Source organism: Azospirillum terrae (genome assembly GCF_053470425.1).
The window spans coordinates 76,280-88,884 of the sequence record NZ_JBPXMR010000005.1 but is presented as its reverse complement, the minus strand read 5'-3'; the positions used below and the strand labels follow the sequence as shown (position 1 = coordinate 88,884).

Below are 12,605 nucleotides of genomic sequence, written 5' to 3'. Positions count from 1 at the left end.
GCCGGGCGCGCAAATCGGCGACAGTGACGGCAAGAATCACGAACCCCGCGGGAGGGTCGTCACCGATGATCACGCTCTACACGTTCCCCACGCCCAACGGGCACAAGGCCTCCATTCTGCTGGAGGAGCTGGGGCTCAGCTACAAGGTGCACCGGCTCGACCTGACGGCCGGGGAGAACAAGCACCCCGACTATCTGAGCATCAGCCCGATCGGCAAGCTGCCGGCCATCCTGGAGGAACTGCCGGGCGGCGTGCAGCGCCGGCTGTTCGGTTCGGGCGCCATCCTGCTGCACTTCGCCGAGCGCACCGGCCGCCTGCTGCCGCAGGGCGACGCCAAAGGCGAGGCGCTGTCCTGGATGATGCTGGGCGTCTCCGACCTGGGGCCGACGGCGGTGGACATGTTCCGCTTCTCGGTCCGTGCACCGGAAAAGATCCCCTACGCCATCGACCTGTTCAAGGGCGAGCTGCTGCGCTGCTACAAGGCGCTGGACGACCGGCTGGCGCAGGTCGAGTACCTTGCCGGCGAGTACTCCATCGCCGATATCTCCTGCTTCCCGTTCATCGCCGTGGCGGCGACCAGCGGCGGCCGGTTGCGGGAGCGCTACCACAATCTGATGCGCTGGCACGACACCATCGCCGCGCGCCCCGCCGTGCAGCGCGGCATGGCCGTCCCGGAGTAAAGGCGAACATTTTTCTTTTCCCTCAGACGCCGGGCGGCCGCATCCGCGGCCTTGGCTTCGCGGCCATAGGGCCGCGGGGCCTCAACGGCCCAGTCGCGCTACGCGCTCCACAGTTCACGGCTGACGGACCGAGAGCACCATGCCCATCATCAACCGCATCGCCGACTTCCACGCCGACATGACCGCGTGGCGCCGCGACATCCACGCCCACCCGGAACTGGCCTACGAGGAGCGCCGCACCTCGGACCTCGTGGCCGCCAAGCTCCAGGAGTTCGGCGTCGACGTGCACCGCGGCCTCGGCGGTACCGGAGTCGTCGGCACGCTGCGCGGCCTTGGTGGTGGCGAGCGCGCCATCGGTCTGCGCGCCGACATGGACGCGCTGCCCATGCCGGAAGCCAACGGCTTCGCGCACGCCTCCACCGCGCCCGGCAAGATGCACGCCTGCGGCCACGACGGGCACACGACGATGCTGCTGGGGGCGGCGCGCTATCTGGCGGAGACGCGCAACTTCGACGGCACCGTGCACTTCATCTTCCAGCCGGCCGAAGAGGGCAAGGCCGGCGCCCGCGCCATGATCGAGGATGGGCTGTTCCGCCAGTTCCCCATGGACCGCGTGTTCGGCATGCACAACTGGCCCGACCTGCCGCCGGGCACAATCGCCGTGCACCCCGGCGCCGTCATGGCGGCGGCCGACCAGTTCACCATCACCGTGGAAGGGCAGGGTGCGCACGCCGCCATGCCGCACCTGGGGGTGGACCCGGTGCTGATCGGCGCGCACATCATCACGGCGGCGCAAAGTCTGGTCAGCCGCGGCACCGACCCGCAGGACAGCGCGGTGGTGTCGGTGACCTGGGTGCAGGCGGGCACGGCCTTCAACGTCATCCCCAACGAGGCGCTGCTGCACGGCACCATCCGCAGCTTCCGCCCGGAGACCCGCGCACGCCTGCACGAGCAGTTCGCCCGGCTGGTGTCGAGCGTCGCCACCGGCTTCGGCGCCACCGCAAAGCTGACGATCCGCCCTGGCTACCCGCCGACCATCAACAGCGAGGCCGAAGCCAAGCTGGCCGCCGAGGTGGCGTCCCGCGTGGTCGGCGCGGTCAACGTGAGCTGGGACCCGGCCCCATCCATGGGGGCGGAGGACTTCGGCTTCATGCTGCACGAGCGGCCGGGCTGTTACGTGTGGCTAGGCCAGGGCGGCAGCCCGTCGGGCTGCACGCTGCACAACCCGCACTACGACTTCAACGACGAGATGCTGCCGGTCGGGGCGAGCTACTGGGCGACGCTGGTGGAGACGCTGCTGGCGCGGGGGTGAATGGAACAGTTTGGAACACCGTGAAACACTGTGCAGGGGGTGTTCAGTACGCATTCCCTTGCGCGGCACACACGGCGCCCATGTTCTCGGACAACGTACCTGAAGATGGGAATGTTGTCAACGAGACCCGCCGCTCCTCGGGTCGAGCGCGTCCTGCAAGCCGTCGCCCAGCAGGTTGACGGCGATCACCGTGACGAAGATGAACAGCCCCGGCCACACCGCCAGCATCGGCGCGGTGGAGATCATCTCCTGCGCGTTGGTCAGCATGTTGCCCCAGCTCGGCAGCGGCGGCTGGATGCCCAATCCCAGGAAGCTGAGCACCGATTCCAAGAGGATGACGTTCCCCACCGTCAGCGTCACCGCCACCACGGCGGGGGCGGCGACGTTGGGCAGGATGTGCGTCAGCATGATGCGCCGGCTGCCCGCACCCAGCGCCACCGCCGCCAGCACATAGTCGCGCTTGCGCGCCGACAGCGTCGCCCCGCGCACCAGCCGCGCCACCGTGGTCCAGCCGAACAGCGCCACCAGCACGACGATGCGGCCCAGGCTGGCGTCCTCACCCGACACCCATTCCGCCGGCAGGCCCAGGCGCGTCGGGTCAATGGCGGCCATCACGATCAGCAGCGGCAGCAGCGGCAGCGCGATCATGCCGTCGGTCAGCCGCATCAGCGCGTCGTCCAGCCGTCCGCCGAAATAGCCGGCCAGCAGCCCGATCGCCGTGCCGATCAACGCCGAGGCCAGCGCCGCCGCCAGCCCGACGAACAGCGACACCCGCCCGCCGTACAGCAGCCGCACCAGCACGTCGCGCCCCAACTCGTCGGTGCCCAGGGGGTGGTCGGCCGAGGGGGCGGCGAAGCGGTCGAGCAGGCTGACCGCCGTCTGGTCCACCCCCAGCGCCGCCGCGATCCACGGCGCGGCCAGCGCGGCCAGCGCCAGCAGCGCCAGTATGACGGCGCTGATCGTCGCCAGACGGTGGCGGGTGAAGCGGCGCAGGAAGGGGCGGCCCCTCACGAGCGGCCCCTCACGAGCGCACGTCCTTGAAGGTGATGCGCGGGTCGAGCGCCGCGTAGGCCACGTCGGCCAGCAGATTGCCGGCCAGCGTCGTCGCCGTCGCCAGCAGCAGCGCCACCAGCGCCACGTTGACGTCGTTGCCCATGATCGAGTCGTAGATCAGCTTGCCCATGCCCGGCCACGCGAACATGGTTTCGGTCACCAGGGCGCCAGAGAACAGCGTGCCGAACTCCAGCGCCACGATGGTGACTATGGGGATCAGCGCGTTGCGCAGCGTGTGCCGCCACACCACCTGCCCCTCGGCCAAGCCCTTGGCGCGCGCGGTCCGCACATAATCCTGGCGCAGTTCCACCAGCATCGAGGCGCGCACATAGCGGGTGTAGCCACCGACGCTCGCCAGCGTCAGCGACGCGACGGGCAGCACGAAGTACGGCAGCCGCGCCAGCCATCCCTGCTCGCCGGCCGGCCCCCCAATTGGCCCGATCCCGGACGCCGGCAGCCAGCCGAGTTCCACCGCGAACAGCAGGATCAGCAGCAGCGCCAGCCAGAACGCCGGGACCGAGATGCCGGCGAAGCAGAACAGATTGACCGCGTCATCCACCCGCGAGTGCTGGTTGCGCGCCGCATAGACGCCCAGCGGCAGCGCGATGGACAGCGCCAGCACGAAGGCAGCGCCCAGCAGGATCAGCGTGTTGAGAAGCCGCGGCAGCAGCACCGCCGGCACCGGCTGCGAGAACAGCCGCGAATAGCCGAAATCGCCGGACAGCGCTGCCCACAGCCAGTTGACGTAGCGCTCCCACAGCGGCCGGTCGAGGCCGTACAGCGCCTTGAGCCGCGCCGCGTCGGCCGGGGTGGCGCGCGGGTTTCCGGCAATCATCAGGTCCACCGGATCGCCCGGCATCAGGGCGATGAGCACGGTGACCAAAAAGCTCATCAGCAGCAGGACGACGAGCGCTTGCAGCAGGCGGGAGGCGAGGAAGCGGGTCAAAGCTCCCTCACTCCTTGACCGTCCACGTCTCGATCCACAGCGTCGTCGCCGACTCGTGGCCCGTCGGCACGATGCCGTCGATCCAGGTCGGCAGGATGTGCGGGTCGGCGCGGAAGAACAGCGGCAGCGCCGGCAGCTCGTCCGCATAGATCTGTTGTAGCCGCGTCCACAGGCGCTTGTTGGCGGCGGGCTCGCACACCGTCTCCAGATCGTCGAGCACCTTGTCCATCTCCGGGTTCTTGAAGCCGGTGTAGTTCTGCCCGGCCCAGCCGTTGGCTGCGGTGGGGATCATGGTCGAGTGGAAGGTCGTGCGCGGAATGTTCTCCGGCGAGGAGATCCAGGCGAACAGAGCCATCGCCTTGTGGCGGCGCTCACGCAGGGTCTGGCCGAAGAACACGCGCGCCGGCTCGTTGACGATGCGCACCTCGATCCCGGCCTGCTTCCACTGCGCCTGCATCACCTGCTCCAACAGCTCGCGCGAGCGGTTGCCGGCGGTGGTCATGATCTCCAGCGCCAGCTTGTCGCCCTTGGCGTTGACCCGGACGCCGCCGCGCTTCTCGGCCCAGCCGGCCTCGTCCAGCAGCTTTGCGGCCTCCTTGGGATCGTAGGGATAGTGCTTGAAGTCCTCGCTGTAGATCCGGTCCAGCGGGTTGACCTGATTGTCGGCCACCGGCTGGCGGCCCTCGAACAGCTGCTTGGAGATGGCGCCGCGGTCCACCGCCAGCAGCAGCGCCCGGCGCACCCGCGCGTCGGCCAGCACCGGATTGTCGAGGTTGAGGTCGATGTGCTCGAAGGACAGGCCGGGCTTGAAGACGATCCGGTACTTCGCCCCGTGCTTCTTCTCGAAGGCCAGCACCTGATCGAACGGCAGGCCGGCCTCACCGGGAATCAGGTCGACGCCGCCGGACAGCAGATTGGCCTCCAGCGCCGCGGTGTTCTCGATGGCCTTGACCACCACGCGCTTGAACGGCGGCTTCGGCCCCCACCATGTCGGGTTCGGTTCCAGCACCACGTGCGCGCCGGACTCCACGGCGGTGATCCTGTACGGCCCGTACCACAGCCCCGGATTGGTGGTGTCGGTCTCGTACTTGGAGCGCTGGCGGTAGGCGGCCGGATCGGCGTCGAACACAGGCTTTTCCAGGTGCGCCGGCAGCACGGCGAAATCGCCGATCTCCGCGTAGGTGCACAGCGGCTTGTCGCGGTGGATGGTGAAGGTCTTGTTGTCCTTGGCGTCGATGCTCAGAATGTCGCGGGTGTAGAGGTCGGCGTTGGTGAAGCCGCTCTGCGGGTGCCGGCCGACCTCCCAGGTGAACAGCACGTCCTTTGTGGTGATCGGCGTGCCGTCGCCCCAGGTCGCCTGCGGGTGGATGGTGTAGGTGACGGCGTAGCCCTGTTTGCCGTCCGCCCGCGTCTCCAGCACCGCCGATCCGGCCTCGACGCTGGGCAGGGCGGTGCACAGCATGCACGTCAGCTTCCAGTCCGCGTCGTAGGTGGTGAAGGGCCGGCGTGCCATCTCCAGGACGTAGTGCTTGGCCGCCATCGCCTCGATGGAGGGGTGCCAGTTGGCCGGGAACTGGCTGATGCCGATGGTCAGCGTGTCGCGTGCGGCGAACGCCGGGGCCGCAACAAGGCACAGCGTCAGCATGAGCGCGCCAAGACGGTGTCGCATCGTCCCCCCTTCGTAACTGCTTTCCAACTATAGGGCCAACTATGGGGAGTGCGTCGGCCCCGGTAAAGCTCTTGACCGCTTGGCGCTCGCGGCAGACCATCGCCGCCCCATCCGTTGACCCAATCCGTTTACCAGGAGACTTGCCGCATGGCCGGCACCGTGACCGTGGAGCGCGACGGCGTCGTCGCCACCGTTCTGCTCAACAACCCCGGACGGCTCAACGCCTTCGACAAGCCGCAATGGCTGGCGCTGCGCGACGCCATGACCACGCTGTCCGCCGACGGGTCGGTGCGCGTCGTGGTGCTGCGCGGCCAGGCCAAGGCGTTCAGCCCCGGCGCCGACATCTCCGAGTTCGAGAGCGAGCGCAACGCGCCAGATCAGGCGCAGGCCTACGGCGACCTGATGGACGCGATCATGTTCATGATCCGCGACTGCCCGCATCCGACTCTGGCGGCCATCGACGGGCCGTGCACCGGGATCGGGCTGGCGGTAGCGCTGGCCTGCGATCTGCGGGTGTGCACCGAGTCCAGCCGCTTCGGCGTGCCGGTCAGCCGGCTCGGCATCTCCATGGCGCTGCCGGAACTGAAGCTGCTGTTCGACGTGGTCGGCCGGCCCTTCGCGCTGGAAATCCTGCTGGAAGGCCGGGTCTTCGGCGCCGATCTGGCGCGCGAGATGCGGCTGGTCAACCGCGTGGTGCCCGATGGCGGCCTGGACGCCGAGGTGACGGCGACGTGCAAGCGGATTGCCGACGGCGCCCCGCTGGCGGCGCGCTGGCACAAGCAGTTCGTCAGCCGCGCCGCCGACCCGGCGCCGTTCTCCGAGGCGGAGATGGCGGAATGCTACCGCTGCTTCGGGACGGACGATTTCCGCGAGGGCTACCGGGCGTTCCTCGACAAGCGCAAGCCGGTGTTCGGCGGGAGTTGAGGGCTGCCCCCGATTCCGAAAGATCCGCCTTGGAGGCAACATTCACACGGATTGCACGGATTGAGGCACGGATTACACGGATTTTTTTCATGCTTGCGCAGCGCTCGCCTATCCCGAAGGCCGATGCTGCACACGAGTAAAAAAAATCCGTGTAATCCGTGTTCAAATCCCCAAAATCCGTGTGAATGTTGCCCGCGATGCCACGCCCTGGCGGACAACCGGGACTCCGCCACTTTACTTCCATAGCGCGCCCGGACGCGTTCCAGCCGGCGGGAAGTGCGAGTCGATCCCGAGCAGATCACCACGCGCACCACCATCACGGCGTTGCGCGCCGTCGCGCAAGGCAACCAGGGCGGCGATCGGCCGCCCTTTTCCTGCTTTCCGGCAAGTATTGCACAGCTTTTGCGCCGATATCCGTCGGTTGGGCGTGCTTTCGTGCCGCGTTAACGGTATAACCGAAGTCGGCGTATTATGCGCTGCACAAACCAAAAGAAGAGCGGATCTGTTTCTCCGCCAACGCTGAACAGGACTGGATGATGGACTGGGACAAGCTTCGGGTGTTCCATGCCGTGGCCGAAGCAGGGAGCTTTACGCACGCCGGCGAATCTCTCAACCTGAGTCAGTCGGCCGTCAGCCGGCAGATCAGCGCGTTGGAAGAAAGCCTGGGCGTTCCGCTCTTCCACCGCCACGCGCGTGGGCTGATCCTCACGGAACAGGGCGAGCTGCTGCATCGCACGGCGCGCGACGTGTTCGCGAAGCTGTCGATGACCGAGGCCATGCTCACCGAGAGCAAGGAAACCCCGAAGGGGCCTTTGAAGGTCACCACGACGGTCGCCTTCGGCTCCACGTGGCTGACGCCGCGCATCCAGGAATTCCTGTCGATCTACCCCGACATCCAGCTGACGCTGCTGATCGACGACAACGAGCTGGATCTGGCCATGCGCGAGGCGGACATCGCCATCCGCATGAACACGCCGCGCCAGCCGGACCTGATCCAGCGGCACCTGATGTCAGTCCGCTTCCACCTCTACGCGCACCAGAGCTATGTGAAGAAGCACGGCATCCCCAAGACGGCGGCCGATTTGCTGGAGCACGACATCATCGTCTACCCGCCCGACGTCCGCGCCCCGGTGCCCAACGTCAACTGGATCCTCGATCTGGGCGAAGGTGTGGCGCGCGGGCGCCGGCCGGCGTTGCAGGTCAACAGCGTCTACGCCATCTACCGCGCGGTGGAGAGCGGGCTTGGCATCGCCGCGCTGCCGGATTTCCTGGTGGAGAACGCGCGCGACTTCGTGCGCGTGCTGCCCGACCTCACCGGCCCGAAGGTCGACGCCTACTTCGTCTACGCCGAGGAGCTGCGCCACTCCAAGCGCATCGCCGTGTTCCGCGACTTCCTGGTGCGCAAGGTGGCCGAGAGCCAGTTCTGAAGCGGGCAGCGTTGACCGGACGCGCGGCAAACCCGCTCCGATTCCGGCAGCGACTCGCAAAACACGTGAACGGCCCGTGCCAGACTCCCGGCAACGGGCCGTTTCTTTTGGGGAACCCCGAACGGAAACGCGATTCCAGTCGGGATTCCAGTGCCTTGCAAGCCATGCGGGCAGTGCATGGTAGGCTTAATGAATTGTAAATAGCGTCACCCCTGCGGAGCGCTCAGATTTGTCCCGTTGGGTGCTGCGCCGCAGCATCCGGCGTTTCATCCTGGGGCTCTCCCAGGGCTGGGCTTCGGCCCGGCGTCTCCCAGACGTGAAGCCTCCCTGTTCAACTTCGCCGCTAAGTCAATGACTTAGCGGCGGATTTTTTGTTGGGGCAGGAGCGGAGGCGTTGCTCTGAGCGGTCTTCGGGGCAACGACGCCAAGTGGTATGGCCACTTCGCAAAACGGGATTTGGCCAGCAAATAATTGCAATCTCTAAGGGGTTTGCGCTATTCTTTGTGGGCGTGGCGAGAAAATATCGCTGCGGTGAAGGAGCGTAAAATGGCAAACTCCGTCAACACGAATCCGGGTGCGCTTGTCGCACTGCGGAGCCTGAACAGCACTGTCACCGAACTCAACAGGGTTCAGAAGCGGGTCACGACCGGTTACAAGGTCGCCGACTCGGTGGACGACGGTGCGGCGTTCTCGGTGGCGCAGTCGCTGCGCTCAAGCAAAACCGCTCTCGACGCCGTCAACAGCCAGCTCAACGTCGCCAAGGGCGCCACGACTGTGTTCAGCAGTGCGGCGACCAACATCTCGGACGCGCTGGCCCGGTCGCGCGAGACGCTGACCAAGCTGGCCGACCAGAACCTCAACACCGACATGCGCACGAAGTACAACAACGACTTCACCGCGCTGAAGGCCGAGGTGCAGAACTACATCAAGGGCGCCAAGTTCAACAACATGAACTTGTTGAGCGGCCAGAAGACCAACATCTCGGTCATCGCCAGCACGGACGGCAGCCAGTACACCGTCGGCGGCACCGGCGTTGCGCTGTCGGCGGCCATCTCGGCGGCGTTCGCTGCGGTCGGCACCGCGACGTCGGCGGTCACGCTGCTCACCGGCAACTTCGCCTCGGCGGAGAAGAAGGCCGGCAATGCCCTGAACACCTTCGGCGCCGACTCGCGGCGCCTCGACTCACAGATCAAGTTCAACAGCTCCATGCAGGATGCACTGACCACCAGCTTGGGCGCCATCGTCGACACCGATCTGGCGAAGGACAGCGCGGCCTTGCAGGCGTTGCAGATCAAGCAGCAGTTGGGTGGGCAGACGCTGGGCATCGCCAACCAGGCCCCGCAGATCCTGTCCAGCCTGTTCCGTTAAGCGATATCGACCGCACCACCGGGCCGGAACCGGAGCGCACCCGCGCTCACGGCCGGCCTGCGGTCGTTGTTACGGTCGGCCTGCGGCCGTTGGCGGCTTGGCGTCGATGCCGTGATAGCCTTCGGGGCCGGCTTCCGCCACCACGTACGCCGAATAGGCCGCCGCGGCGATCATGCCGGCCGCCACCAATCCCAGGAACGCGAACCAGAGGCGGAACGACCAGGGCATGCGGCGGCGTGGCGGGGTGGTCATGGGCTGATCCTGTTCACTCTGATGCGGCGGGTCTCGCGACCCGGCCGGAGGGCCGCCAGCTTATACTGGCCGGCCCAACGCGTCCGGGAAAATCCCCCGGCCCGCTCAGCTCTTCGGCTGTTCGTCGTCGGCGGCGCCCATCGCCTTGAACAGGTCGTAGATGCGCCGGCGCACCGGCTCGTTCTGGATGCGGTAATAGGCGCGCACCAGTTCCAGCGTCTCGCGCCGGGTCATGACGCCGGTCGACTCGCCTTCGCCGGACGGCCCCATGGCGCCGGGGTGGCCGCGGTCCGCCAGCAGTTCGGCGGGCATGTCGTCGAAGAAGAACGACACCGGCACGTCCAGCACCTGGCAGAACTGCCACAGGCGGGACGCCGAGACGCGGTTGCCGCCCTTCTCGTACTTTTGGATCTGCTGGAACGTCAGCCCGACGGAATCGGCGAGTGCCGTCTGGCTCATGCCCATCAACGTCCGCCGCAGCCGGATTCGCGATCCGACATGGATGTCGACGGCGTTGGGGCCGCCCTCTTCGTCGTCATTCTTCAGGCGGGCGGGCTGCTGCGTGCTGCGCTTGACCATGGGAGCCTACGGATGGGTTGTCGCGATGTGCGGTGTACATACTGCCGTATGCTCGCCGGACGCTCGCGCAAAATCAATGGCAATGCTTATACCTTTGAAGGATCCGATGTGAATAAATAAGCGAAGGGCACCCCTCGGGCGCCCTTCGCGGTGTGGCCGGACGGCTCTTATGCGTCGGTGGACGGTGCGGCGGTGCTGGCTTCCTGTGGTTTCGGGGCGCCGTCGGCCTTCGGGCGCGGGCGGCCGCGCATCGAGTGCTTGTAGGTCACGTTTTCCGAAGGACCCGGGGCGCATTGCTGGATTGTGCCGCCCTTGGACAGGTATGCCTCGGTCAGAGCTTCGAGACTGTTGCGGTCGGTCGCTTTCGAGTCGGACTTCATGAGGTCTCCATTTGCCGCCGAATGCACGGCTCTCCTGTGCGACCATAGCAGGCGCCGGAGACGCAGGGCATGTCACAGATGGAATAGCACGAAACGGAAAGGCATCACACCGGGGCGTGCGCGTGATCCGGCCGTCCGCGTCCGGCGGGGCACACCCTTTTCGTTAGCCCGTCCGCCGCCGGTTACCCCGGCTTTGCGCTCGAATTCCGGTCCGGGCGTGCGTTTATCTCGTGGGTTCCCATCGAGGAAGCGCGGCATGCGGCTGGCGGTGTGCGGGGCGGCGGCCCTGGCAGTTCTCACGATGGCCTGCGAGGCGCCGGCCGCCGGCGCGGCGCGGCCAGCCGACTGCTGGCTGCTCGACGAGGCGGCGCTGGCCCGCGCGCAGGCGCAGGGCGGCTGCCACGACGTCTTCGCGCGTGGCGCCCCGCAGCAGGCCAAGCCCGCCCGCGCCCGCACGGCCAAGCCCGCCCGCCGCGCGGCGTCCAAAGCGGCGCCGAGTCCCTGGGCGTCGCTGGAGCGGCTGATGGGACGCATCAAGCCGGACGCGGGATCGACCGGCCAATCCCGGTATGGCGGCATCGACCACCTCGCCTACGGACGCCCGGATCGTACGCCGGTGCAGCGGTAATGGGGGGGCGCGTCAGGTCGGGCTGGCCGGCGGTTGCGGCGGCGAGTCCAGCAGTTGGACCCCGCAGGCGGCTAGGATCTTCAGTGCGAGTTCGACGGCGTCGTTCCGCGCCAGCAGGAATTCGCGGCCGGCGATGTCGATGCCGACGGTCTCCGGGTCCTCCGTGAAGGTCCGAACGCGCGGCGTCGATGGAGGGCTTGCGGGGAGCGACATCGGGCCGGCTCGGCAATGAAGGGAATTCCACCGCTTAAGGTGGGGTTGCTCGCACTTAGTCTCAAGCGGCCGTCCGGGCGAGCGGCGCCGTCTCGACTCGGGGGCGCGGTTCGAAGCAACGCGGGCGTTCCACCACCGGCCCCTCCGCCGCGGCAGCCGCGGCGGGGTTCCGGCCGCAGTCGCCGCGATGGCGGCAGCGGGAGCTGCGGCAGGCCGGTGGGGATTCGGACACGCGCGGCTCCCGGACCGATGGTCAATGGCTCAGCAGCACCGGCACGGTCATGTGCTGGAGCATGTAGCGCGTCATGCCGCCCAGCACCTGCTCGCGCAGGCGCGAGCGGCCATAGGCCCCCATCACCACCAGATCGCACGACTCGTCCGCGATGGTGTTCAGCATGGTGTCGCCGGGCTCCACCGCATCGGTGGTGACGTGCGTCACCTGGATTCGGCCGTGCCGCGACAGGTGGCGGGCGATGTCCGCCCCCGGCTCGTCGCCGAGGCCGAGCTGACCCGGCTTCGGGTTCACCGCCAGCACCAGCACGCGCTGCGCCGTGGCGATCAGCGGCAGGGCGTCGCCCACCGCGCGCGCGGCCTCGCGGCTGGCGTTCCAGCCGACCAGAATCCGCTCGCCCACCGACGCGAAGCTGCCGGCATAGGGCACCACCAGCAACGGCCGGCCGCAGTCGAACACCAGATCCTGCGGCAGCAGCGCCGGCATGTCGCGGTCGCGCCTGGGATCGACCTGACCCACCACCACAAGGTCGGCGTAACGGCCGTGCAGCGCCACCAGCTCGGTCGGCGCACCGCGCACCGCCCGCCACTCCGAACGGTCGGTCAGCCCGAAACGCCGCATGCGGTCGTCGAACAGCGCGGCGGCCTTGGCCGTCTGCTCCTCGGCGCGGGCGCGTTGGGCGGAGCGCACGGCTTCCGGGATCTCGGCTTCCAGGAAGTTCGGGATGGTCGCCATGGTGATCACATACAGGCCGGTCACATGGGCGTCGTGCTTCACCGCCAGTTGGGCGGCCACGTCGATTCGCGCGGCCGCGGCCGGCGTATCGTCGACCACCACCAGCACATCCTTGAGTGCCATGTTCCTCTCCCCTCGTCGCTCCGGATTTTCTGTAACTATAGACTGGCCGGCGTCCTGAAATCGATGGCGATGAAGGCTGCCCCC

At 67.7% G+C, this 12,605-nt stretch carries 14 protein-coding genes; 6 read left to right on the top strand and 8 right to left on the bottom strand.

Annotated features, from left to right (window positions below; translation table 11 throughout):
• Nucleotides 1-65 precede the first annotated feature (65 nt).
• Both ACSVDD_RS14935 and ACSVDD_RS14930 read left to right on the top strand, forming a co-directional pair.
• The gene (locus ACSVDD_RS14935; RefSeq protein WP_448190161.1) at nucleotides 66-680 is read left to right on the top strand and encodes a glutathione S-transferase family protein; all 615 of its coding nucleotides are present in this window, start codon (nucleotides 66-68) and stop codon (nucleotides 678-680) included.
• 139 nt (nucleotides 681-819) lie between these two features.
• The gene (locus ACSVDD_RS14930) at nucleotides 820-1,992 is read left to right on the top strand and encodes a M20 aminoacylase family protein (RefSeq protein ID WP_448190160.1); all 1,173 of its coding nucleotides are present in this window, start codon (nucleotides 820-822) and stop codon (nucleotides 1,990-1,992) included.
• A gap of 117 nt (nucleotides 1,993-2,109) precedes the next feature.
• Here the strand turns inward: ACSVDD_RS14930 and ACSVDD_RS14925 are convergent, their stop codons facing one another.
• From ACSVDD_RS14925 to ACSVDD_RS14915, 3 genes are read right to left on the bottom strand one after another with little or no spacing between them, the layout of a single operon-like run.
• Entirely contained in the window at nucleotides 2,110-3,003 is an 894-nt protein-coding gene (locus ACSVDD_RS14925; RefSeq protein ID WP_448190159.1) for an ABC transporter permease, read from the bottom strand.
• Between the two features lie 10 nt (nucleotides 3,004-3,013).
• Nucleotides 3,014-3,991 carry an ABC transporter permease gene (locus ACSVDD_RS14920; protein ID WP_448190158.1) on the bottom strand — a complete coding sequence of 326 codons (978 nt, stop codon included), beginning with the start codon at nucleotides 3,989-3,991 and terminating at the stop codon, nucleotides 3,014-3,016.
• A 7-nt stretch (nucleotides 3,992-3,998) separates the two neighbouring features.
• Nucleotides 3,999-5,660, bottom strand: coding sequence for a peptide ABC transporter substrate-binding protein (locus ACSVDD_RS14915; RefSeq protein ID WP_448190157.1), 1,662 nt, complete (start codon nucleotides 5,658-5,660; stop codon nucleotides 3,999-4,001).
• A gap of 147 nt (nucleotides 5,661-5,807) precedes the next feature.
• On the opposite strand from ACSVDD_RS14915, the gene ACSVDD_RS14910 reads away from it, so the two are divergent.
• The 3 genes from ACSVDD_RS14910 (at nucleotide 5,808) to ACSVDD_RS14900 (ending at nucleotide 9,379) form a co-directional block, all read left to right on the top strand.
• On the top strand, nucleotides 5,808-6,584 hold the full coding sequence (locus tag ACSVDD_RS14910; RefSeq protein ID WP_448190156.1) for an enoyl-CoA hydratase/isomerase family protein: 777 nt from the start codon (nucleotides 5,808-5,810) through the stop codon (nucleotides 6,582-6,584).
• Between the two features lie 536 nt (nucleotides 6,585-7,120).
• Nucleotides 7,121-8,011 carry a LysR family transcriptional regulator gene (locus ACSVDD_RS14905; protein ID WP_448190155.1) on the top strand — a complete coding sequence of 297 codons (891 nt, stop codon included), beginning with the start codon at nucleotides 7,121-7,123 and terminating at the stop codon, nucleotides 8,009-8,011.
• A 546-nt stretch (nucleotides 8,012-8,557) separates the two neighbouring features.
• Nucleotides 8,558-9,379: a flagellin gene (locus tag ACSVDD_RS14900; RefSeq protein ID WP_448190154.1), complete on the top strand. Its 822-nt coding sequence runs from the start codon at nucleotides 8,558-8,560 to the stop codon at nucleotides 9,377-9,379.
• Between the two features lie 69 nt (nucleotides 9,380-9,448).
• Here the strand turns inward: ACSVDD_RS14900 and ACSVDD_RS14895 are convergent, their stop codons facing one another.
• From ACSVDD_RS14895 to ACSVDD_RS14885, 3 genes are all read right to left on the bottom strand, one after another.
• On the bottom strand, nucleotides 9,449-9,631 hold the full coding sequence (locus ACSVDD_RS14895; RefSeq protein ID WP_448190153.1) for a hypothetical protein: 183 nt from the start codon (nucleotides 9,629-9,631) through the stop codon (nucleotides 9,449-9,451).
• A 105-nt stretch (nucleotides 9,632-9,736) separates the two neighbouring features.
• A complete protein-coding gene (locus ACSVDD_RS14890; protein WP_448190152.1) occupies nucleotides 9,737-10,210 on the bottom strand; it encodes a helix-turn-helix domain-containing protein in 474 nt (157 codons plus the stop codon).
• Between the two features lie 167 nt (nucleotides 10,211-10,377).
• Nucleotides 10,378-10,590, bottom strand: coding sequence for a hypothetical protein (locus ACSVDD_RS14885; RefSeq protein WP_448190151.1), 213 nt, complete (start codon nucleotides 10,588-10,590; stop codon nucleotides 10,378-10,380).
• A gap of 256 nt (nucleotides 10,591-10,846) precedes the next feature.
• Between ACSVDD_RS14885 and ACSVDD_RS14880 the strand changes: the two genes are divergently transcribed.
• On the top strand, nucleotides 10,847-11,218 hold the full coding sequence (locus ACSVDD_RS14880) for a hypothetical protein (RefSeq protein WP_448190150.1): 372 nt from the start codon (nucleotides 10,847-10,849) through the stop codon (nucleotides 11,216-11,218).
• A 12-nt stretch (nucleotides 11,219-11,230) separates the two neighbouring features.
• On the opposite strand, the gene ACSVDD_RS14875 is transcribed toward ACSVDD_RS14880, so the two are convergent.
• Both ACSVDD_RS14875 and ACSVDD_RS14870 read right to left on the bottom strand, forming a co-directional pair.
• Nucleotides 11,231-11,431, bottom strand: coding sequence for a hypothetical protein (locus tag ACSVDD_RS14875; RefSeq protein WP_448190149.1), 201 nt, complete (start codon nucleotides 11,429-11,431; stop codon nucleotides 11,231-11,233).
• A gap of 253 nt (nucleotides 11,432-11,684) precedes the next feature.
• On the bottom strand, nucleotides 11,685-12,521 hold the full coding sequence (locus ACSVDD_RS14870) for a universal stress protein (RefSeq protein WP_448190148.1): 837 nt from the start codon (nucleotides 12,519-12,521) through the stop codon (nucleotides 11,685-11,687).
• Nucleotides 12,522-12,605 lie beyond the last annotated feature (84 nt).

Excerpts from the sequence above, each read along its gene's own strand:
- ACSVDD_RS14935 (WP_448190161.1), top strand. The coding sequence starts at position 66 with ATGATCACGCTCTACACGTTCCCCACGCCCAACGGGCACAAGGCCTCC.
- ACSVDD_RS14930 (WP_448190160.1), top strand. The coding sequence starts at position 820 with ATGCCCATCATCAACCGCATCGCCGACTTCCACGCCGACATGACCGCG.
- ACSVDD_RS14915 (WP_448190157.1), bottom strand. The coding sequence starts at position 5,660 with ATGCGACACCGTCTTGGCGCGCTCATGCTGACGCTGTGCCTTGTTGCG.
- ACSVDD_RS14910 (WP_448190156.1), top strand. The coding sequence starts at position 5,808 with ATGGCCGGCACCGTGACCGTGGAGCGCGACGGCGTCGTCGCCACCGTT.
- ACSVDD_RS14905 (WP_448190155.1), top strand. The coding sequence starts at position 7,121 with ATGGACTGGGACAAGCTTCGGGTGTTCCATGCCGTGGCCGAAGCAGGG.
- ACSVDD_RS14900 (WP_448190154.1), top strand. The coding sequence starts at position 8,558 with ATGGCAAACTCCGTCAACACGAATCCGGGTGCGCTTGTCGCACTGCGG.
- ACSVDD_RS14895 (WP_448190153.1), bottom strand. The coding sequence starts at position 9,631 with ATGACCACCCCGCCACGCCGCCGCATGCCCTGGTCGTTCCGCCTCTGG.
- ACSVDD_RS14890 (WP_448190152.1), bottom strand. The coding sequence starts at position 10,210 with ATGGTCAAGCGCAGCACGCAGCAGCCCGCCCGCCTGAAGAATGACGAC.
- ACSVDD_RS14885 (WP_448190151.1), bottom strand. The coding sequence starts at position 10,590 with ATGAAGTCCGACTCGAAAGCGACCGACCGCAACAGTCTCGAAGCTCTG.
- ACSVDD_RS14880 (WP_448190150.1), top strand. The coding sequence starts at position 10,847 with ATGCGGCTGGCGGTGTGCGGGGCGGCGGCCCTGGCAGTTCTCACGATG.
- ACSVDD_RS14875 (WP_448190149.1), bottom strand. The coding sequence starts at position 11,431 with ATGTCGCTCCCCGCAAGCCCTCCATCGACGCCGCGCGTTCGGACCTTC.
- ACSVDD_RS14870 (WP_448190148.1), bottom strand. The coding sequence starts at position 12,521 with ATGGCACTCAAGGATGTGCTGGTGGTGGTCGACGATACGCCGGCCGCG.